The 20,052-nt window shown below is 68.0% G+C and carries 29 protein-coding genes; 25 read left to right on the top strand and 4 right to left on the bottom strand.

Going from position 1 to position 20,052, the window contains the following annotated elements:
* The first annotated feature begins 123 nt into the window (after positions 1-123).
* From rplP to map, 17 genes are all read left to right on the top strand, one after another.
* Positions 124-543, top strand: a complete 420-nt coding sequence (rplP, locus tag QM619_RS15685; protein WP_415110809.1) for a 50S ribosomal protein L16 — start codon at positions 124-126, stop codon at positions 541-543.
* Positions 543-773, top strand: coding sequence for a 50S ribosomal protein L29 (gene rpmC / locus QM619_RS15680; protein ID WP_415110806.1), 231 nt, complete (start codon positions 543-545; stop codon positions 771-773). Before rplP ends, rpmC begins: the two co-directional genes overlap by 1 nt.
* Positions 774-778: 5 nt before the next feature.
* Positions 779-1,045 (top strand): 30S ribosomal protein S17, encoded by a 267-nt coding sequence (gene rpsQ / locus QM619_RS15675; protein ID WP_415110803.1) that lies wholly within the window; start codon positions 779-781, stop codon positions 1,043-1,045.
* 7 nt (positions 1,046-1,052) lie between these two features.
* Positions 1,053-1,421, top strand: coding sequence for a 50S ribosomal protein L14 (gene rplN, locus QM619_RS15670; RefSeq protein WP_415110801.1), 369 nt, complete (start codon positions 1,053-1,055; stop codon positions 1,419-1,421).
* A gap of 1 nt (position 1,422) precedes the next feature.
* The gene (rplX, locus tag QM619_RS15665) at positions 1,423-1,794 is read left to right on the top strand and encodes a 50S ribosomal protein L24 (RefSeq protein ID WP_415110798.1); all 372 of its coding nucleotides are present in this window, start codon (positions 1,423-1,425) and stop codon (positions 1,792-1,794) included.
* On the top strand, positions 1,794-2,450 hold the full coding sequence (rplE, locus tag QM619_RS15660) for a 50S ribosomal protein L5 (protein ID WP_415110795.1): 657 nt from the start codon (positions 1,794-1,796) through the stop codon (positions 2,448-2,450). Before rplX ends, rplE begins: the two co-directional genes overlap by 1 nt.
* 7 nt (positions 2,451-2,457) lie before the next feature.
* Positions 2,458-2,643 (top strand): type Z 30S ribosomal protein S14, encoded by a 186-nt coding sequence (locus QM619_RS15655; RefSeq protein ID WP_415099349.1) that lies wholly within the window; start codon positions 2,458-2,460, stop codon positions 2,641-2,643.
* A gap of 131 nt (positions 2,644-2,774) precedes the next feature.
* Positions 2,775-3,182, top strand: coding sequence for a 30S ribosomal protein S8 (gene rpsH, locus QM619_RS15650; RefSeq protein WP_415110792.1), 408 nt, complete (start codon positions 2,775-2,777; stop codon positions 3,180-3,182).
* 15 nt (positions 3,183-3,197) lie between these two features.
* Positions 3,198-3,740, top strand: coding sequence for a 50S ribosomal protein L6 (gene rplF, locus QM619_RS15645; RefSeq protein ID WP_415110789.1), 543 nt, complete (start codon positions 3,198-3,200; stop codon positions 3,738-3,740).
* On the top strand, positions 3,740-4,123 hold the full coding sequence (gene rplR, locus QM619_RS15640; RefSeq protein ID WP_415110787.1) for a 50S ribosomal protein L18: 384 nt from the start codon (positions 3,740-3,742) through the stop codon (positions 4,121-4,123). Before rplF ends, rplR begins: the two co-directional genes overlap by 1 nt.
* Positions 4,124-4,145: 22 nt before the next feature.
* Entirely contained in the window at positions 4,146-4,751 is a 606-nt protein-coding gene (gene rpsE / locus QM619_RS15635; protein WP_415110784.1) for a 30S ribosomal protein S5, read from the top strand.
* Positions 4,751-4,933 carry a 50S ribosomal protein L30 gene (gene rpmD / locus QM619_RS15630; RefSeq protein ID WP_415110781.1) on the top strand — a complete coding sequence of 61 codons (183 nt, stop codon included), beginning with the start codon at positions 4,751-4,753 and terminating at the stop codon, positions 4,931-4,933. Before rpsE ends, rpmD begins: the two co-directional genes overlap by 1 nt.
* A gap of 1 nt (position 4,934) precedes the next feature.
* Positions 4,935-5,375, top strand: a complete 441-nt coding sequence (gene rplO, locus QM619_RS15625; protein WP_415110778.1) for a 50S ribosomal protein L15 — start codon at positions 4,935-4,937, stop codon at positions 5,373-5,375.
* 203 nt (positions 5,376-5,578) lie between these two features.
* Positions 5,579-6,316: a FadR/GntR family transcriptional regulator gene (locus QM619_RS15620; protein WP_415110775.1), complete on the top strand. Its 738-nt coding sequence runs from the start codon at positions 5,579-5,581 to the stop codon at positions 6,314-6,316.
* Between the two features lie 109 nt (positions 6,317-6,425).
* Positions 6,426-7,736 (top strand): preprotein translocase subunit SecY, encoded by a 1,311-nt coding sequence (secY, locus tag QM619_RS15615; protein WP_415110772.1) that lies wholly within the window; start codon positions 6,426-6,428, stop codon positions 7,734-7,736.
* Positions 7,737-7,758: 22 nt separating this feature from the next.
* Complete coding sequence (locus tag QM619_RS15610) at positions 7,759-8,334, top strand: adenylate kinase (protein WP_415110769.1); 576 nt, start codon at positions 7,759-7,761, stop codon at positions 8,332-8,334.
* Between the two features lie 3 nt (positions 8,335-8,337).
* Entirely contained in the window at positions 8,338-9,174 is an 837-nt protein-coding gene (map, locus tag QM619_RS15605) for a type I methionyl aminopeptidase (RefSeq protein ID WP_415110766.1), read from the top strand.
* Between the two features lie 59 nt (positions 9,175-9,233).
* Here map and QM619_RS15600 read toward each other — a convergent pair whose 3' ends face one another.
* Genes QM619_RS15600 through QM619_RS15585 form a run of 4 tightly spaced genes read right to left on the bottom strand, consistent with a single transcriptional unit; the run spans position 9,234 to position 11,875 of the window.
* Complete coding sequence (locus QM619_RS15600) at positions 9,234-9,560, bottom strand: type II toxin-antitoxin system PemK/MazF family toxin (RefSeq protein WP_415110763.1); 327 nt, start codon at positions 9,558-9,560, stop codon at positions 9,234-9,236.
* Positions 9,557-9,796, bottom strand: coding sequence for a hypothetical protein (locus QM619_RS15595; RefSeq protein WP_415110760.1), 240 nt, complete (start codon positions 9,794-9,796; stop codon positions 9,557-9,559). The genes QM619_RS15600 and QM619_RS15595 overlap by 4 nt, the downstream gene beginning before the upstream one ends.
* Positions 9,797-9,830: 34 nt before the next feature.
* On the bottom strand, positions 9,831-10,766 hold the full coding sequence (gene ctlX / locus QM619_RS15590; protein ID WP_415110757.1) for a citrulline utilization hydrolase CtlX: 936 nt from the start codon (positions 10,764-10,766) through the stop codon (positions 9,831-9,833).
* The gene (locus QM619_RS15585; RefSeq protein ID WP_415110755.1) at positions 10,763-11,875 is read right to left on the bottom strand and encodes a LacI family DNA-binding transcriptional regulator; all 1,113 of its coding nucleotides are present in this window, start codon (positions 11,873-11,875) and stop codon (positions 10,763-10,765) included. Before QM619_RS15585 ends, ctlX begins: the two co-directional genes overlap by 4 nt.
* Before the next feature lie 198 nt (positions 11,876-12,073).
* On the opposite strand from QM619_RS15585, the gene QM619_RS15580 reads away from it, so the two are divergent.
* The 8 genes from QM619_RS15580 (at position 12,074) to QM619_RS15545 (ending at position 20,042) form a co-directional block, all read left to right on the top strand.
* A complete protein-coding gene (locus QM619_RS15580; protein ID WP_415110752.1) occupies positions 12,074-12,994 on the top strand; it encodes an amino acid ABC transporter permease in 921 nt (306 codons plus the stop codon).
* Between the two features lies 1 nt (position 12,995).
* Complete coding sequence (locus QM619_RS15575; protein WP_415110749.1) at positions 12,996-13,796, top strand: amino acid ABC transporter ATP-binding protein; 801 nt, start codon at positions 12,996-12,998, stop codon at positions 13,794-13,796.
* 26 nt (positions 13,797-13,822) lie between these two features.
* The gene (locus QM619_RS15570) at positions 13,823-14,704 is read left to right on the top strand and encodes an ABC transporter substrate-binding protein (protein ID WP_415110746.1); all 882 of its coding nucleotides are present in this window, start codon (positions 13,823-13,825) and stop codon (positions 14,702-14,704) included.
* Positions 14,701-15,540 carry a polysaccharide deacetylase family protein gene (locus QM619_RS15565; RefSeq protein WP_415110743.1) on the top strand — a complete coding sequence of 280 codons (840 nt, stop codon included), beginning with the start codon at positions 14,701-14,703 and terminating at the stop codon, positions 15,538-15,540. Before QM619_RS15570 ends, QM619_RS15565 begins: the two co-directional genes overlap by 4 nt.
* On the top strand, positions 15,537-16,421 hold the full coding sequence (locus tag QM619_RS15560) for a polysaccharide deacetylase family protein (RefSeq protein WP_415110740.1): 885 nt from the start codon (positions 15,537-15,539) through the stop codon (positions 16,419-16,421). The genes QM619_RS15565 and QM619_RS15560 overlap by 4 nt, the downstream gene beginning before the upstream one ends.
* Positions 16,422-16,708: 287 nt before the next feature.
* Positions 16,709-18,277, top strand: a complete 1,569-nt coding sequence (locus tag QM619_RS15555) for a circularly permuted type 2 ATP-grasp protein (protein ID WP_415110737.1) — start codon at positions 16,709-16,711, stop codon at positions 18,275-18,277.
* Positions 18,271-19,203: an alpha-E domain-containing protein gene (locus QM619_RS15550; protein WP_415110734.1), complete on the top strand. Its 933-nt coding sequence runs from the start codon at positions 18,271-18,273 to the stop codon at positions 19,201-19,203. Before QM619_RS15555 ends, QM619_RS15550 begins: the two co-directional genes overlap by 7 nt.
* Positions 19,200-20,042, top strand: coding sequence for a transglutaminase family protein (locus QM619_RS15545; protein ID WP_415110731.1), 843 nt, complete (start codon positions 19,200-19,202; stop codon positions 20,040-20,042). The genes QM619_RS15550 and QM619_RS15545 overlap by 4 nt, the downstream gene beginning before the upstream one ends.
* The last annotated feature ends 10 nt before the right edge of the window (positions 20,043-20,052 follow it).

Below are 20,052 nucleotides of genomic sequence, written 5' to 3'. Positions count from 1 at the left end.
TCCGGCCCGCGGGCCGCGTCGCGACGACCGGGGCGGCCGTCCCGAGCGCGGCGGACGCCGTCGCGCCGAGGCTGCCGTGGCCCCCGCGGCCGAGGCTGTCACCGAGAATGCAGGAGCCTGAGCATGTTGATTCCCCGTAGGGTCAAGCACCGCAAGCAGCACCACCCGCGTCGCGACGGCGCTGCCAAGGGCGGTACCAAACTGGCGTTCGGCGATTACGGCATCCAGGCCCTGGAGTCCTCGTACCTGACCAACCGGCAGATCGAGAGCGCTCGTATCGCGATGACGCGCCACATCAAGCGTGGCGGCAAGGTGTGGATCAACGTCTACCCCGACCGTCCGCTGACCAAGAAGCCGGCCGAGACCCGGATGGGTTCCGGCAAGGGTTCCCCGGAATGGTGGGTGGCCAACATCAAGCCCGGCCGAGTGCTCTTCGAGTTGTCCGGCGTGGCCGAGGAAACCGCGCGCGAGGCGATGCGCCTGGCGATCCACAAGCTGCCGTTCAAGGCACGGTTCATCAAGCGGGAAGCAGGTGAGATCTGATGGCGAAGACCAGCACCGCTGCCGAGCTGCGCGGCCTCAGCCGCGACGAGCTCAACGCCAAGGTGAAGGAGTTCAAGGAGGAGTTGTTCAACCTCCGGTTCGCCGCCGCCACCGGTCAGCTCGAGTCGCACGGACGGCTCCGCGAGGTCCGCAAGGACATCGCGCGGGTCTACACCGTGCTGCAGGAGCGCAACCTCGGCATCGTCCCCGATCCTGATCAGGACAAGTGAGAGCAATGAACCAGAGCAAACGCGAAGGCGCCCGCAAGGTCCGCGAGGGCGTCGTGGTGTCCGACAAGATGGACAAGACCGTCGTGGTCGCCGTCGAACAGCGGGTCAAGCATCCGCTGTACGGCAAGGTGATGACCAAGACCGAACGGCTGAAGGCCCACGACGAGGCGAACGATGCCGGCGTCGGGGACCGCGTGAAGGTGATGGAGACTCGTCCGACCTCAGCGACCAAGCGCTGGCGTCTGGTCGAGATCCTCGAGAAGGCCAAGTGAGGCATAGATGATCCAGCAGGAGACGCGGCTGAAGGTCGCGGACAACACCGGTGCGAAGGAACTCCTCTGCATCCGGGTGCTCGGTGGCTCCAAGCGTCGCTACGCGGGCCTGGGCGACAAGATCGTCGCCACGGTCAAGGACGCCATTCCGGGCGGAAACGTGAAGAAGGGCGAGGTGGTCAAGGCCGTCATCGTCCGCACGGTGAAGGAGACCCGTCGCGCCGACGGTTCCTACATCAAATTCGATGAGAATGCCGCCGTGATCCTGAAGGGCGACGGGGAGCCCCGTGGCACCCGCATCTTCGGGCCGGTCGGCCGTGAGTTGCGCGAGAAGCGCTACATGCGCATCATCTCGCTGGCGCCGGAGGTGCTGTGACATGGCGAACTCGTTGCATGTGAAGAAGGGTGACCGGGTCAAGGTCATCGCCGGCAAGGACAAGGGCCTGGTCGGCGACATCATCGAGGTGCTGCCCGAGCAGGGCCGGGTGATCGTCGAGGGTGTGAACGTGGTCAAGAAGCACACCCCGGATCGCTCCCAGCAAGGCGGCAAGAACAAGGGCGGGATCATCACCACCGAGGCCCCCATCGACGCCTCCAACGTGCAGTTGGTCGTGAAGGTGGACGGCAACGAGGTCGTGACCCGCGTCGGTTACGAGCGTCGCGAGGTGACCAAGCGGCGTCCGGACGGCACCGAATACTCCGCTCACCGGAGCGTCCGGATCGCCCGCAAGACCGGGAAGGAAATCTGATGACCGCCAGCACCGCAGAGAAGACTCTGCCGCGGCTCAAGCAGAAGTACCGCGAGGAGATCGCGCCGGCTCTGCACTCCGAGTTCGAGTACGCCAACGTGATGCAGATCCCCGGGCTGACCAAGATCGTGGTCAACATGGGTGTCGGCGACGCGGCCCGCGACTCCAAGGTGATCGACGGCGCCGTGCGCGACCTCACCCAGATCACCGGGCAGAAGCCGTCGGTGACCAAGGCCCGCAAGTCGATCGCGCAGTTCAAGCTGCGCGAGGGCATGCCGATCGGCTGCCACGTGACCCTGCGCGGCGACCGGATGTGGGAGTTCGCCGACCGGCTGCTCAGCCTGGCGCTGCCCCGGATCCGCGACTTCCGCGGGCTGTCCGCCCGGCAGTTCGACGGCAAGGGCAACTACACCTTCGGCCTGACCGAGCAGGTCATGTTCCACGAGATCGACCAGGACCGGATCGATCGCGTGCGCGGCATGGACATCACCTTCGTCACCACCGCGACCACCGACGACGAGGGCCGGGCGCTGCTGAAGCACCTGGGCTTCCCGTTCAAGGCCCCGGAGAACGATCCGAAGAAGGCCGTCGCCAAGAAGCGGCGTCCCCAGGGTGCTTCGAAGAGCGCCCAGAAGAAGTCCCTGAAGAGGAAGTGACGAAGCGATGGCGAAGACAGCGCTGAAGGTCAAGCAGGCCCGCAAGCCGAAGTTCGGCGTCCGCGCCTACACCCGGTGCAGCAAATGCGGCCGGCCCAAGGCCGTCTACCGCAAGTTCGGCCTGTGCCGGGTCTGCCTGCGCGACCTGGCGCACGCCGGCCAGCTGCCCGGTGTGACCAAGTCCAGCTGGTGACAATCGCTGGTCGAGACTTCGAGCTTGTCAAGACCACCGAGTCCGTCCGGACCCACTGACCATTAATCCGAACAGGTCAGGCGCCTGGGATACGGCGTCCTGAAACCGTCCGAGAAAGAAGAAATCAAGTCATGACCATGACTGACCCGATCGCAGACATGCTGACGCGTCTGCGCAATGCCAATCAGGCGTACCACGACTCCACGTCGATGCCGCACAGCAAGATCAAGGTGGGCATCGCAGAGATCCTCAAGGCCCAGGGCTACATCAGCGGCTACGAGGTCAAGGAGCCGGCCGAGGGCGAGGTCGGCAAGACGCTGACCATCACCCTCAAGTACGGCTCCAACCGGGAGCGTTCGATCGCCGGCGTCCGGCGGATCAGCAAGCCCGGTCTGCGGGTGTACGCCAAGTCCACCGGCCTGCCGAAGGTGCTGGGCGGCCTGGGAATCGCGATCATCTCGACCTCCCAGGGCCTGCTCACCGACTCTGAGGCGAACGCCAAGTCCGTCGGTGGCGAAGTCCTCGCCTACGTCTGGTGAGAGAGGAGTACTGACATGTCGCGAATTGGCAGGCTCCCGATCGCCGTCCCGGCGGGCGTGGAGGTGAAGCTCAGCGGTCAGCTGGTCGAGGTGAAGGGCCCCAAGGGCGCCCTGAGCCACACCGTCGCTGAGCCGATCAAGGTGGCCCGGAACGAGGCCGGCGAGATCGAGGTGACCCGTCCGGACGACGAGCGGGTGAGCCGCTCGCTGCACGGCCTGACCCGGACCCTGGTCTCCAACATGGTGGTCGGGGTGACCGCCGGCTACGAGAAGAAGCTCGAGATCGTCGGCGTCGGCTACCGCGTGATCGCGAAGGGCCCGACCCAGCTCGAGTTCAATCTCGGCTTCAGCCATCCGGTCGTGGTGAACGCCCCCGAGGGCATCACCTTCTCGGTGGAGAAGCCGACGGCGTTCACCGTGTACGGCATCGACAAGCAGGCCGTCGGCGAGGTTGCGGCGAACATCCGCAAGATCCGCAAGCCGGAGCCCTACAAGGGCAAGGGTGTGCGTTACGCCGGCGAGCGGGTTCGCCGCAAGGTTGGAAAGGCTGGTAAGTGATGGCTATCTCGCTGTCGAACAACAAGGGCACGGCCGATCGAGTCGCGGCGCGGCTGCGTCGTCAGGTCCGGGGCCGCAAGAAGATCGCCGGCAGCCCGGAGCGTCCGCGTCTGGTCGTCACCCGGTCGGCTCGGCACCTGTTCGTCCAGGTGATCGACGACACCCAGGGCCGCACCCTGGCCTCGGCGTCCAGCATGGAGTCGGCCGTTCGCGCCGCCACCGGCGACAAGACGGCGGTGGCCAAGCAGGTCGGCACGCTGATCGCCGACCGGGCCAAGGCCGCCGGTGTCAGCACCGTCGTCTTCGACCGCGCCGGCAACAAGTACCACGGACGGATCGCGGCGCTGGCCGACAGCGCTCGTGAAGCCGGCCTGGGATTCTGACGGAACTCGAAAGGAAACAACGATGAATGGAAACCAGCGCCGCGGAGGCGGTGCCGCTGGTGGCGAGCGTCGTGGCCGCGAGGACCGTCGGGGCAACAACGCCGATAAGGACAAGAGCAACTACCTCGAGCGGGTAGTGGCGATCAACCGGGTGGCGAAGGTCGTCCAGGGTGGCCGCCGGTTCAGCTTCACCGCGCTGGTCGTGGTGGGCGACGGCGACGGCACCGTAGGTGTCGGCTACGGCAAGGCCCGCGAGGTGCCGGCCGCGATCGCCAAGGGCGTGGAGGAGGCCAAGAAGGCGTTCTTCCGGGTGCCGCGCATCCAGGGCACCATCCCGCACCCGGTGCAGGGCGAGAAGGCCGCCGGTGTGGTCATGCTGCGTCCAGCCTCGCCGGGTACCGGTGTCATCGCCGGTGGTTCGGCTCGCGCCGTGCTGGAGTGCGCCGGCGTCCATGACGTGCTCGCCAAGTCGCTGGGCTCGGACAACGCGATCAACGTGGTGCACGCTACCGTTGCCGCGCTGAAGAGCCTGGAGGAGCCCGAGCAGGTCGCCAAGCGTCGTGGCCTGCCGGTCGCGGACGTGGCCCCGGCCGCGCTGCTGCGCGCTCGTGAGGAGGCGAATCACTGATGGCGAAGATCAAGGTGACCCAGGTCAAGTCCGGCGTGGGCCGCAAGCAGAACCAGCGCGAGACCCTGCGTTCGCTCGGTCTGAAGCGGATCGGTGACTCGGTGGTGATCGAGGCCCGTCCTGAGCTGGTGGGCATGGCCAAGTCGATCCCCCATCTGGTCACCGTCGAGGAGGTCGACTGACATGCCGCTGAAATTGCATCATCTGCGCCCGGCGCCGGGTGCCAAGACCGAACGCACCCGCGTCGGCCGTGGCGAGGGCTCCAAGGGCAAGACCGCCGGCCGGGGCACCAAGGGAACCGGCGCGCGGAAGAACACGCCGCAGAACTTCGAGGGCGGGCAGATGCCGCTGCACATGCGGCTGCCCAAGCTGCGCGGCTTCAAGAACCCGTTCCGGGTCGAGTACCAGGTGGTGAACGTCGCCAGGCTCGGCGAGCTGTTCCCCAGTGGCGGTGAGGTCGGCGTGGCCGATCTGGTGGCCGCCGGTGCGGTTCGCGACGGCAACCTGGTCAAGGTGCTGGGCAACGGGGAGCTCTCCGTGGCCCTGCAGGTGAGCGCGCACGCGTTCTCCGCCTCGGCCAAGAGCAAGATCGAGGCAGCCGGGGGCACCGCCACCCAGCTGTGAGCAGGCGCGAGGGCGAGACGGCTTCGGTCGTCTCGCCCTCGTGTTGTGTCCGGGCGATCCCGAAAACTCACGGGTCGATTGCTCTCCGCCGGCGTGTCGCCGGTCTCCGGGCCATCGACTTGGGGGTTTTCGGGTTGGTCCAGCGGCGACAGCGGCGACGACACCGGCCGCTATCCTGACCAGGACCGAAAAGGACACCCCAAATGGCGACTGTGCACCTCCACCATGCTGCCCTCGACGCGATCGGGCAGGAGATCGTGGACGGCGTTCGCCCGGTCGGCTCGGTGCTCACCCTGGCTGATCTCGAGCAGCGGTTCACGGTGTCTCGGACGGTGGCCCGCGAGATCATGCGCATCCTGGAATCACTGGGCATGGTGCGTTCTCGGCGCCGGGTCGGCATCACCATCCGGCCGCGGTCGAACTGGAACGTGCTCGACCCGCTGGTGGTCGGTTGGCGGCTGCGGGGCGAGGAACACGATCGGGTGCTGCTCGACGTCACCGAGCTGCGCGCCGCGCTGCAGCCGATGGCGGCGGAACTGGCGGCCCGCAACGCCACCCCCGAGCAGCGGGAACGGCTGGTCGAGCTGGCCGACGAGATCGTCCGGCACAGCCGGCGTCCGGAGAACACCGCGGCGCTCGCCGAGGCCGAGTTGGGCTTTCACATGCTGCTGCTGCGAGCCACCGCCAACGAGCTGTTCGCCGGCTTCTCCGGCGTCGTCCGCCTCGTCGAACGGCTGGACGGCCCGCAGTCGCCGGAGCCGGGCCTGGTCTGGGCCGAACGGTACCGGCGGATCGCCGCCGCGGTGGCGGCCGGCGACGGTGAGACGGCGCGCATCGCGGCCAGGGCGCAGGTGGCGCAGGGACTGGCCGGAATGACCGCGCGAGTAGGGGAGCGACCCTCGATCGCGGAGCAGCCGAGCTCCGATCACTGGTCGGTCTAGTGGCCGCCGATCGCGCTGGGGTCGGGCCAGCACGCGGAACTTGGTAGAGTCTGTCAGGTTGCGCGCGGTTCTCGCGCGCTCTGATCAAGGGTAGAGGAGTACTGGTCGGATGCTGTCGGCCTTCGTCAACGCGCTGAAGACGCCAGATCTGCGCCGCAAGATCCTGTTCACTCTCGGCATCTTGGCGGTCTTCCGGCTGGGCTCGGTGATCCCTTCCCCGAACGTCAACCTGGTCAACGTGAACGCCTGCCGCGTCGAGGCGGCGTCTGGCGCCAACGCCGGGCTCTACTCGATGATCAACCTGTTCTCGGGTGGCGCGCTGCTGCAGCTGGCGATCTTCGCGCTGGGCATCATGCCCTATATCACCGCCAGCATCATTCTGCAGCTGCTCACCGTGGTCATTCCGCGGTTGGAGGCGCTGAAGAAGGAGGGTGCCTCCGGCACCGCCAAGATCACCCAGTACACCCGCTACCTGACTCTGGTGCTGGCGGTGCTGAACGCCACCGCGTTCGTCACCCTCGCCGTGAACGGCCAGCTGTTCCAGGGCTGCACCCTCGACCTGGTCTACGACAAGGGTGTCTTCGCGATCGTGGTGATGGTGCTGACCATGACGGCGGGCACTGGCCTGATCATGTGGATGGGCGAGCTGATCACCGAGCGCGGCGTCGGCAACGGCATGTCGGTGATGATCTTCACTCAGATCGCCGCACAGTTCCCGGCATCGCTGTGGGCGATCAAAGAGAGCCGCGAGGGCGCCGCCGGTTGGCTGGCGTTCTCGGTGGTGATGGCGATCGGCCTGCTGGTGATGCTCGGCGTCATCTACATGGAGCAGGCGCAACGCCGCATTCCTGTCCAGTACGCCAAGCGGATGGTCGGCCGACGGCTCTTCGGCGGGACCACCACCTACATTCCGATGAAGGTCAACCAGGCCGGCGTGATCCCGGTGATCTTCGCCTCGTCGATGCTCTACCTACCGGTGCTGTACTCGCAGTTCCAGCCCGACAACGAGGTGTCGACGTGGATCCAGACCCACCTGGTCCGCGGCGACGGCGTCTGGTACAACACGATCTACTTCGTGCTGATCATCGCGTTCACCTACTTCTACGTGGCGATCACCTTCGACCCGGTCGAGGTCGCCGACAACATGAAGAAGTACGGCGGGTTCATCCCCGGCATCCGGGCCGGCAGGCCCACCGAGGAATACCTGGCCTTCGTGCTCTCCCGGTTGACCGCTCCGGGCTCGCTCTACCTGGGCCTGATCTCGCTGATTCCGGCGGTGGCGTTCATATTCTTCAATGCACAGAACAACTTTCCCTTCGGGGGCACTAGCATTCTGATCGTTGTCGGCGTTGGGCTGGACACGGTCAAGCAGATCGAGAGTCAGCTCCAGCAACGCAACTACGAAGGATTCCTCAGGTAACTCGACGGCGAGGCAGGACACGATGCGACTTTTGATCATGGGCCCACCCGGAGCGGGCAAGGGCACTCAGGCCGCCATCATCGGCGAGCACTACGGGGTCCCGGCGATCTCCACCGGTAACATCTTCCGGACCGCGATCACGAATCGCACCGAGCTCGGCGAGCGGATCAAGCGGATCATCTCCGAAGGCGGTTACGTGCCCGACAGCCTCACCCTGAAGGTGCTCATCGAGCGCCTCCAAGAAGAGGACGCCAAGGACGGCTGGCTGCTGGACGGCTTCCCCCGCACGCTGCGCCAGGTCAAGGCGCTGGATGGCGAACTCAAGGTGCACAACCTCCATCTGGACGCGGTTGTGTCGCTGACGGCCGACGAAGAGGCGATCGTCCAGCGCATGCTGAAGCGGGCCGAGATCGAGAACCGGCCGGACGACAACGAAGAGACCATCCGCAACCGGATGGAGGTCTACCACGAGCAGACCGATCCGCTGCTGGACGTCTACCGCGAGCGTGGCCTGTTGATCGAGGTCGACGGCATGGGTGACGTCGGCGAGGTCTCACAACGGGTGCTGGCGGCGCTTGCCGAGAGGCTCGGACGCTGATCCGTGGCGGGCGGCATCGAGGTTAAGACCCCCGAGCAGGTGCGCGTCATGCGACGCGCCGGCTTGGTGGTGGGACGCACCTTGGCGGCGCTGCGCGTGGCGGCCGTGGCCGGTGTGACCACCGGCGAACTCGACGCGCTGGCCCGTGAGCACCTGGCCAGGGCCGGCGCGACGTCCTCGTTCCTGAACTACGGCGGTGGCTGGGGCATCCCGCCCTTCCCGGCGGTGACCTGCATCTCGGTCAACGACGAGGTCGTGCATGGCATCCCCGGATCCCGGGTGCTCGCCGACGGCGACCTGGTGTCGGTGGACTTCGGCGCGATCGTGGACGGCTGGCACGGCGATTCGGCGATCAGCTTCAGCGTCGGCGAGCCTCGTCCGGACGACCAGCGGCTCAGCGACGTGACACGGGAGTCGATGTGGCGCGGCATCGCCGCCGCGCACCTCGGCGGGCGGGTCGGCGACATCTCCGCCGCCGTACAGGGTTACGTGCGGAGTCGGCGCGAGCGGTACGGCATCGTCCGGGAGTTCACCGGGCACGGCATCGGCTCACAGATGCATCAGGCCCCTGACGTCCCCAATTTCGGACGCCGCGGCCGCGGTCCGCTGCTGGTGCAGGGCATCTGCCTGGCGGTCGAGCCGATGCTCACTCTGGGCGGCGAGGCGACGGCGACCCTGGACGACGGCTGGACGGTGGTGACCAGGGATCGCTCCCGTGCCTGCCACTGGGAGCACACCATGACGATCACCAAGCACGGCCTGTGGGTGCTCACCGCCGAGGATGGCGGCGAGGTCGAACTCACCGCGCTGGGTGCCAAGTTCGGCCCGCTGGCCGACTGATCCGTCCCCGGTGACCGAAAGAACCGTCCCCGGTGACCAAGGGACGGTTCCTTTTCGGTTCACCGGGCGGGGCAGTTGACCGCGACGGCGAGTGCGGAGCAGACCGCGCGCATGCGTTCGCCGGAGAGCCGTCCCAGCCGTTGGACGAGCAGACCGACCGGCACCTGCTCGACAGAGTCGAGGTTGACCACGCACGGCTGCGGCACCGGGTCGTCGTCGGGTTCTAGCCGGACTTCGCTGGCCAGGCCACGGATCGTGGTCGTGCAGGGTGCGATCATGGCCAGCCGGCGGGCCCGGACGGCTGCGCTGCGGGAGACCACCACGACCGGACGGCGTCCGATCTTGGGATGCTCGCACCACCAGAGCTCGCCCCACTCGGGCGTCATGCCGACCGCACGGCCGCGCCGAAGCGGGCCAGGTCGCCCCACTCGTCGGGGGTGTCCAACGGCTGAGCGGTGTAGCTCGCCGCGTAGTCGCGGTCGATCTCGGCCGCTCGATGCGCGGCCAGCAGCGCCTGCAAGGCGCGCTCGACCAGGCGTGCATCTGTGCCCTCGGGGTCGAGTGCGCGGGCCCGTCCGAGCAAGTCGGCATCGACGGTGGTGCTGATCCGCTGGCGCGTCATGCCACGAGTATGCCACTGCCGTGGCGTCCGAGTGTCAGCGCGGAGTCAGGTGCACCCCGGCGATCATGCAGCGCACCGAGCCGCCCGCGCGCTCGATGGTCGGAATCGGCAGCGGCAGCAGGGTAGCCGACTCCTCGATCGTCGCCCGCTGGGCGTCGGTGAGGGACGCGGCGGCGCGCGACGACAGTGCCAGGACCCGGCCGCCGGAACCGGTCAGCTCGATGGTGTTGCCGGCGAAGTCGGCGACCTGCTCGAAGCTGAGCTGCAGCACCGCGCGTCCGCTGCCGGCCAGCCGGGCGGCCACCTCGTTGCGCCGCTGGGGGTCGCTGATCGCGTCCAGGCAGACCAGCACGTACTCCGACGCGATGCCCATCATCACATTGGTGTGGTAGACCGGACGCCCGTCCGGCCCCATGGTCGGGAACGCCATCGGCTCGTAGCCGAACGCCGTGCAGAACCGCTCCAGGATCACCGGATCGGCCCGATGCGAGTTCGCCACGTAGGCCAGTCGCTCGGCATGGTCGAGCACCATCGCGCCGGTGCCCTCCAGGAACAGGTTGTCGTATTCGAGGCCGGAGTAGTCGATCACCTCCTGCACCCGGTAGGTGCTCTTCAACAGCTCGATCACGTCGGAGCGGCGCTCCCGCCGCCGGTTGGGCGCGTACATCGGGTAGATGGCGATCCGGCCGCCGTGATGGGTCGAAAACCAGTTGTTCGGGAACACCGAGTCGGGGGTGTCCAGCTGGCCGAAGTCGTCGAAGACGTGCACGGTGACGCCGGCCGCGCAGAGCTGCTCGGCGGCCGCGTCGAACTCGGCGCGAGCCGCTGCCGCGATCGCATCGGACGCCGCCGGCTCGCCGGTCGGCAGCGCCTGGAACGCGTTGTCGGTCAGGGTCTGTGGATTCACCCGGAAGCGGTGCGGGCGCACCATGACGACGGCGGTCGGGGCCTGCACGTTGCGGTAGTTCATCGAATCCCTTTCCGGCCGGACGGCCCGGCCATCGTGCTGGAGGTGCCGATCGACTCGCGATCGACGATCCGATTGGGCAGGGTGTGCTGCCGGACGGCGGGGCCGTCGCCGGCCAGCCGGGCCAGCAGCACCTCGGTGGCGCGCACCCCCATGGCGTACGACGGACGCTGCACCGCGGAGATCGTGGGCGAGCTGACCGTCATCCACTCGGCGTCGTCCAGGCTGACCAGGGACAGCTGGCCGGGCACCGACAGTCCGCGCTGCCGCAGCTCCTGGAAGGCGGTCAGTGCGATCTCGCTGTACGACGCCAGCAGTGCGGTCGGCGGGTCGGGCAGGTCGAGCGCGGCCCGGACGACCTGGCGGGTCCGGTCGCGCGACATCGCCCCGGTGTGCAGCCGATAGCGCACGCCGCACGCGGCGGCGGCGTCCCGGAGCGCCTGAATGCGCTTCGCGATCGGCGAGATCGGCTGACTGATGCCCTGTTCGATCTCGATCGCCGACCGCGAGGTCGCGGCCACCAGGTCGATCCGGCGGTGCCCTTCGCCGGCCAGCCGCTCGATCACCGCATAGGTCGAGGTGTAGTCGTCGGCGCCCACCCAGTCGCAGTCGAGTCCGGGCAGGAACCGGTCGATCAGCACCAGCGGCCGGGGCATCTGCAGGATCTCGTCCAGATGGGTGGAGACCATGCCGGACGACGGGGTGACGATGAAGCCGTCCACCCGCTTGTCCAGGAAGACCTTGACCGCGGACCGCTCGGCTTCCAGCTTCTCGTCGGTGTTGGCCAGGATGACGTCGAAGCCGCGGGCACCGGCGGCGTCGATGATCCCGCGGACGGCGCGGGCGAAGTGCGGATCCTCGATGTCGGAGATCACCACTCCTACCGTGGACGACCGTCCCGAACTGACGCTGCTGGCCAGCGCGTTGCGCCGATAGCCCAGCTCGCGGGCGGCCTCCAGCACGCGTTCGCGCAGGACAGGGTCGACGGTGCCGTAGTTGCCGAGGCTGCGGGCAGCGGTCGAGCGGGAGACGCCGGCGGCGGCCGCGACCTGCTGCAGGGTCGGGGCGCGTCGGGAGCCGGGTCTCGCCGGCTCCGGCGCCAGGTCCGCCATGGGTCGCCCTTCGTTTCGAGCTGATTTCAGCATTGCGTGGATGCGTCTATGTCTAGCTTGAGATACCGGTGTCCTGTTAGCGTGACGGCGAACGCCGGATCGGCCGAGAGATGAGAGTATCGCCCCGCAGTTGTGCACGTCAGCGAGGCTCGGCAGGCCGAACACCGCGATATTCAGTGGCGACGAAGGGGACAACTCATGAGTACAGGCCCGTCCGGTAAGGCCCCACCTCCGTCGGCGGCGATCGCCGCCGACGCGCTCACGGTGGTACCGCGGAAACATGTGTCGCGGTGGATTGGCGCCGCGCTCGTTCTGGCGTTTCTGATCTGGCTCGGCGTCGCGATGGCGAACGCTGCCATCGATTGGTCGATCGTCGCGGAGTACATGACCTTGCCGGTGCTGATGCAGGGCATCGTCACCGCCCTGTGGCTGACCGTGGTCTCGATGGCGCTCGGCCTGCTCCTCGGCATCGTCACGGCGGTGATGCGGATGTCGAAGAATCCGGTGACCTCGACCGTCGCCTATCTCTACATCTGGGTCTTCCGCGGGACGCCGGTCTATCTGCAGCTGCTGATGTGGTTCAACATCGCGCTGATCTTCCCGCAGCTCTTCATCCCCGGCATGGGCGTGGTGGACACCACCAAGGTGGTGACGGCCGATCTGGCGGCGATCATCGCGCTCGGCCTGAACCAGGGCGCCTACACCTCCGAGGTGATCCGCTCGGGCATCCTGTCGGTGGACGAGGGCCAGAGCGAGGCGGCCAGCGCCATCGGTATGACCCGGTTGCATCTGATGCGCCGCATCGTGCTGCCGCAGGCGATGCGCGTGGTGATTCCGCCGATCGGCAACGAGGTCATCTCGATGGTGAAGACGACCTCGCTGGCCTCGGCGATCGGCGTGACCGAGATTCTGACCCAGGCGCAGCACATCTATTACGTCAACAGCAAGATCATGGAGCTGCTGATCGTCTGTGCGGTCTGGTACCTGGCCGCCACCACCGTGATGTCGATCGGGCAGTTCTACCTGGAACGCGCCTTCGCCAAGGGCGCCACCAGCCGAGCGCTGCCACCGACGCCGCTGCAGAAGCTGCGGGCCGCACTTACCGGCAAGAGGAGTTGAGATGACCGGACAGGCTCTGGACGCCTCGGGCGTCGCGCCCGGCGAACCGCTGGTTCGCATCGAGGGAGTGCACAAGAACTTCGGTCCGCTGCACGTGCTCAGGGGCGTCGATCTGGTGGTCAACAAGGGTGAGGTGGTGGTGCTGCTGGGCGCGTCCGGTTCGGGCAAGAGCACCCTGCTGCGCTGCGTCAACCACCTGGAGACCGTCTCGGCCGGGCGGATCTGGGTCGGCGACGAGGTGATCGGCTACCGGCAGGCGGGCACCAAGCTGCACGAGATGTCCGACAAAGAGGCCGCGCGGCAGCGTCGCTCGATAGGCATGGTGTTTCAGCGGTGGAATCTCTTCCCGCACATGACCGCCATCGAGAACATCATCGAGGGCCCGGTCCAGGTGCAGAAGCGCAAGCCGGCGGAGGCCAAGCAGGCCGCCCAGGAGCTGCTCGAGAAGGTGGGGCTGGGCGATCGCGGCAACCAGTACCCGCGGCAGATGTCGGGTGGCCAGCAGCAGCGGGTGGCCATCGCCCGCGCGTTGGCGATGAATCCGCAGCTGATGCTGTTCGACGAGCCGACCTCGGCGCTCGACCCCGAGCTGGTCGGCGAGGTGCTGCAGGTGATGCGCGATCTGGGCGATTCCGGGATGACGATGATCGTGGTGACCCACGAGATCGGCTTCGCCAAGGACGTCGCCGACCGGGTCGCCTTCATGGCCGACGGCGAGATCGCCGAACTCGGCCCGCCCGGGGAGGTCCTGGTGACTCCGCAGCATCCCCGGACGCAGGCGTTCCTTTCTCGCATACTCTGACCACCACGTTTCACCCGAGGAGCACAATGTTCACATTCAAGGGCCGCGTCGCCGCGGCCGGCGCGGCACTGACCGTGATCGTCCTGTCCGGCTGCGTGCCGGCGAAGACCACGCCGAGCGCCGATCCGTCGGCGGACCCGAGCGGGTTGCCGGCGGCCATCGCGCAGAGCGGCACCCTCAAGGTCGGGACGTCGCCGGCCTACGCGCCGATGGCGTTCAAGAACCCGGACAACACCACCGAGACCATCGGCGCCGACATCGATCTGGCGAACGCGGTGGCCAAGAACCTCGGGGTCAAGGTCGAACTGGTCGAGACGCCCTTCGACCAGTTGATCAACTCGGTGGCGACCGGCCGGGTAGACACCGTGATGTCGGGCATCTCGGACACTGTCGAGCGGCAGAAGAGCGCCACCTTCGTCGACTATCTCAACTCGCAGGGCCGCTTCTACGCCCTCACCGACAAGGCCGGCGTCTACACCTCGCAGGACGCGATCTGCGGCAAGAAGGTGGCGGTCAGCTCGAAGACCGACTACTACGACCAGGTGGCCGACGTCAGCAAGAAGGTCTGTGAGGACGCCGGTAAGCCGGCCGTGGAACGGCTCGGCACCGATTCGGGTGCGGCGGCGCGGCTGCAGATTCAGCAGGGCCGGGCCGACCTGGCCGTGCAGGGCGGCGAGGGTATCGCCTACCTCGACCAATTCACCGAGAAGGGCAAGTACAAGGTCGTCCTCGACGCGCTGCCCGGCACTCCGTTCGGTGCGATCGTGAAGAAGGACGCCACCCAGCTCGCCAACGCGCTGTTGAAGGCGTTCGAGGCCATTCAGGCCGACGGCACCTATGACGCGATCCTGAAGAAGTGGGGCCTGGAGGAGTACAAGCTGAAGCCGGCGATCAACGGCACCAAGTGATCTCACCACCCACTGGCGACAACACACCGCGCTGGCCCGATGATCGGGCCAGCGCGGTCGCTCTTGCCTTCGATCTGGACGGCCCGACCGGCGATGCCATGCTGGGCGGATCGCTGTGGAGCCGGCCGTCCTATTTCAGTCAAGGGGCGTATGGACCGTGGCGGGCCGTCGACCGGCTGCTGCGCCTTCTCGACACGTTGCCGGCCACCTTCTTCGTGCCGGCCTGGGTGGTCGAGAATTGGCCGCGGCAGTGTCGTCGGCTGATCGACGCCGGCCATGAGGTGGCCCACCACGGCTACCGGCACGAACGATTCGCCGACTACGACCTGGCCGGCCAGCGCGCCCTCATCGAAAGAAGCCAGCGCATCTTCGCCGCAGAACTCGGAACCGTCGCGACCGGGTTCCGCACCCCGTCGGGGGATTGGACGCCCGGCACCCCAGCCCTGCTCGCGGAACTCGGGTTCAGCTACTCCAGTTCGATGCGCGACGACGACCGTCCGTACCGGTACCCGGACGCCGACCTGATCGAGATTCCGGCCCGCTCCGAACTGGACGACTACACCAGCCTGGCCTACACCCGTGACCCGGACTGGCCCTCGGGCGGGGCACGCATCGCGTCCTACCCGGCCACCCTGGACGCCTGGCGGCGGGAAGCCGACGGCTACCACGCCGCCGGCGGTTGCCTGGTCACCATCTTCCACCCCAAATTCATCGGCCGGCCCGGACCGGCCGCGCTGCTGGCGCAGTGGATCGCCCACCTGCGCGGCAACCGGCCCTGGTTCGCCACGCTGGCCGACATCGCCGGCCACACCCGTGCCATCCAGGGCGTCCAGTGAGCGCCGGATGGCCGGACGGAGCCCGCGCCGGCTGCCTGATCACCGTCTCGTTCGACGCCGAACTGGCCGTTCTGGCCCTCGACTCGAGCGCCGCCACCCGGCAGAAGTCCTTGTCGGTGGGCCGTTACGGGGCTACCCGCGGGGTGCAGCGGCTGCTCGGCGTGCTGGCCGACCGGGGACTGCCCAGCAGCTGGTTCGTGCCGGCGCAGAACGCCCTGTGCCACGCGTCGCTGGTCGCCGAGGTGATCGCCGAAGGCCACGAGCTGGCCACCAGCGGCGTCGCGTTGGAGAACTTCGGTGCCCTCGGGCTGCGCGAGCAGCACCAGCTGGTGACCCGTGCCCGCGAGGTGGTCGAGCAGCGCCACGGCGTCCGGACGGTCGGGTTCCGGCCGGGTCGCGGCGACGCCGACCCCAGGCTGGCCGGTCTGCTGCGCCCCGATGGCTACACCTGGTCGTCCCAGTCGCGCGGCGACGACCTGCCGGTCACGCTGCCGTCCGGACTGGTCGATCTGCCGCATCATCACGAGTTGGACGATGCCGCCTACTTCGCCTTCAACCTCGACCCGCCGATCCCGCTCGGCAGCCCGCGGATCGCGCCGATCGGCGACGTGCTGGCCAACTGGACGATCGAGTTCGACGCCCACCGCGACGAGGGCCTGCTGTTCGTCCTCGATCTGCACCCGGAACTGATCGGGACGCCGGCACGGGCGGCCATGCTGGGCGAACTGCTCGACCGCGTCGTCGAGGTCGGCGATGTCTGGGTGGCGACCGGCGCCGTGATCGCCCAGTGGTGGATCGGACGCGTCCCGGCCGCGGAACTGCCCGCCGACCATCCGGTGACCGTCTTCGACCGGCACGCGCAGCCGGCGGCCGGACGATGAACCGCCTCGGCCCGGTTCGCCCGGTTCGCCGCCGGGCTGCGGATCGACCGCGTGCCGTCCGCACCGTGGCGCGTACCCGGCTGCATCTGCTCGACACGCTCGGCGCGGCGCTCGCCGGCTCGGCCCGCCGAGCGTCCGGACCCTTATCGACGGCCTCCGCGGCGGTGAGCACCCCGAGGTCCGTGACCTGATCGGACTGTTGACGACCGCGGACGTCCCGGAACTGGTGTGATGAGGATCGGCCCGGTGATACCACGATGAAACAATTCGGCAATACTCTGACCGACGTGAGCGCACTGTTCTCGGACTATCAGGCGACGGGGCCGGCTTTCGACGAGATGATCTCCGGCGAGGGAGTCCGGACGGCCTACTCGTCGGCACTGCGGCAGCTGGGCAAGCTGGAGGCGGACGAGGTCCGGTCGCGGGCCGATTATCTGAAGAGCACCTACCTCGACCAGGGCGTCACCTTCGACATCGGCGGTGAGGAGCGGCCGTTCCCGCTCGATATCGTGCCGCGCATCCTGCTGGCCGACGAATGGGCCACCATCGAGGCCGGCGTGACCCAGCGGGTGAAGGCGCTGGAGGCGTTCCTGGCCGATGTCTACGGCGACGGCAAGGTGTTCGACGACGGGGTGATTCCGCGCCGGGTGGTGACCAGTTCACCGCACTTCCACCGGGTGATGCACGGCGTGGTGCCGGCCAACGGCGTCCGGGTGCACGTCTCGGGCATCGACCTGATCCGCGACAACGAGGGCACCTTCCGGGTTCTCGAGGACAACGTCCGGGTGCCGTCCGGAGTCTCCTACGTGATGACGAACCGGCGGGCGATGTTCTCGGCGCTGCCTGAGGTGACCAGTCGGCACCGGATCCGTCCGGTCGAGCAGTACCCGCTGCAACTGCTGGCCGCCCTGCGTGCCGCGGCTCCCAACGGCATCTCCGACCCGAACGTGGTAGTGCTCACGCCCGGCGTCTACAACTCCGCCTACTTCGAGCACGCCCTGTTGGCCCGGATGATGGGCGTCGAGTTGGTCGAGGGACGCGACCTGGTCTGCCAGGCCGGCCGGGTCCGGGTGCGCACCACACAGGGGCTGCGTCCGGTGCACGTCATCTACCGCCGCCTGGACGACGAATTCCTCGACCCGGCCACCTTCCGGGCCGACTCGATGCTGGGTTGCGCGGGGCTGATCAACGCCGTCCGGGCCGGCAACGTGACGCTGGCCAACTGCGTCGGCAACGGGGTGGCCGACGACAAGCTGGTCTACACCTATGTGCCCGACCTGATCCGCTACTACCTGAACGAGGAGCCGGTGATTCCCGGCGTCGACACCTGGCGGATGGAAGATCCGGACTCCCGCGAAGAGGTGCTCGACCGGTTGGACGAGTTGGTGCTGAAGCCGGTGGACGGCTCGGGTGGCAAGGGCATCGTGATCGGCCCGGTGGCCAGCCAGCGCAAGCTCGACAAGCTGCGCTCCGACGTGCTGGCCAACCCGCGCGGCTGGATCGCCCAGCCGGTGGTGCAGTTGTCCACCGTGCCGACGATGATCGAAGGCAGCATGCGGCCGCGGCACGTCGACCTGCGACCGTTCGCGGTGAACAACGGCAACAGCATCTATGTGCTGCCCGGCGGGCTGACCCGAGTCGCGCTGCCCGAGGGTGAGCTGATCGTGAACTCCTCCCAGGGCGGCGGCTCGAAGGACACCTGGGTGCTGGCCCGCGACGGCGTCCGGGGGCAGCGGAAACGGACCCGGCCCAGGGCGACGCCGATGGTGGTCCCGCTGGCCGACATCGCCGACGAGAGCATTCAGCAGCAACAGGAACAGCAACAGCAGAGCCAGTGGATGGGGGCGTCATGCTGAGCCGGATCGCCGAATCGCTGTTCTGGATCGGGCGCTACCTGGAGCGGGCCGAGGACACCTGCCGGATCGTCGAGGTGCACCTGCAGCTGCTGCTGGACGACCCGAGCGTCGATCAGGACGCTGCCGGCCAGTCGCTGCTAGAGGTGATGGGGTTCCCGCCGCCGGAGGGCAAGACTGCCGACGCCCAGTACGTGCTGACCGCGCTGTGCTACGACTCGGACTCGCCGGCGTCCGTGGCTGCGGCGCTGGGCGGGGCACGGGAATCGGCGCGCCGGGCGCGCGAGACGGTCTCCACCGAGATGTGGGAGGCGATCAACACCACCTGGAACTCGGTGCGGGGCGGACGCCTGCAGCGGATGCGTCCGGCTACCGCGTTCAAGCACATCCGGGAACGCTGCGCGGTCATCTCCGGCACCGCCGACTCCACCATGAGCCACGACGAGGGCTGGCAGTTCCTGATCCTGGGCCGTTCTATCGAGCGGGCCGATATGACCGCCCGGCTGATTCAGTCGGCATCGATCACCTCGGGTTCGCAGAGTGCCTGGAACAACGTGCTGCGCGGCTGCGGCGCCCACCACGCCTTCCTGCGCACCTACGGCGGTGTCACCACCGACCGGGACGCCGCCGAGTTCCTGCTGCTCGACCGGCTGTTCCCGCGGTCGCTGGTGTTCACCCTCACCGCCGCCGAGGACGCGCTGGCCGACCTGGGCCAGACCGAGCGGCGGGCCGGCATCGAGGATGCCGCCCAGCGGCTGCTCGGCACGGCGCGGGCGGAGCTGGAGTATCGTCCTCCGGGAGAGGTGCTGCTCGACCTGCCCAGCCGGATGGCGGACCTGCAATGGGTGTGCAACCAGGCCAGCGCGGCGATCAGCCAGCGGTACTTCGAGGGCGCCACCGCGGCCGTGTGGCGGGGAGGCGAACAGTGACCAGGCAGATCCGGATCGTCCATCACACCGGGTACGCCTATCGCGATCCGGTCCTGGGCTCGTACAACGAGGTGCGGATGACCCCGCGCACCACCCGCGAGCAGTGGGTGGTGTCGTCCCGCATCGACATTCAGCCGGCGCCGTGGGTGCTGAGCTACCGCGACTACTGGGGCACCAAGGTCACCGCCTTCGAGATTCGCGAGCGGCATTCGCGGCTCGGTGTGACGTCCACCGCGACCGTCGAAGTGACCCGCGGCGGCGACTCCGCACCCGGTGTCAGCTGGGAGGAGTTGGCCGATCCTGGCTTCGAGGACCGGATGGTCGAGATGCTGACCGTCGGCGACTACGTCGATCCCGGCACAGACCTGTCGGGATTCGCGGCCGGGGTGGCCCGCGAGGCGTCCCCGGCCGAGACCGTGGCCGCGGTGGTGGCGAAGGTTAGGCAACGGGTCCAGTACGTGCCCGGCGTTACCCATGTGCGCACCCGTGCACAGGACGTCTGGAAGGCCCGCGCCGGCGTCTGTCAGGACATGGTGCACGTCACCATCGGTGGCCTGCGCAAGGTCGGGATCCCGGCCCGTTACGTGTCCGGTTATCTGATGCCATCGGCGAACCCGGTGCCGGGGGAGGCCCGCAAGGCCGAATCGCACGCCTGGCTGCAGTATTGGGACGGCGCCTGGGTCGGGCTCGACCCGACCAACGACGCCGCACCCGGTGATTTCCACGTCGAGGTGGGCATCGGCCGCGACTATTCCGACGTGCCACCGCTGCGCGGCATCTACTCCGGCGCGGCTGAGTCGGAGATGTACGTCGAGGTGGAGATGACCGTTGTCGAATGAGCGCCATGCC

It is taken from the genome of Micropruina sp. (assembly GCF_047606665.1).
In the GTDB taxonomy this organism is placed as follows: domain Bacteria; phylum Actinomycetota; class Actinomycetes; order Propionibacteriales; family Propionibacteriaceae; genus Micropruina.
The sequence above is the reverse complement of the archived record's forward strand: the minus strand, read 5'-3'. Positions and strand labels throughout refer to the sequence as shown.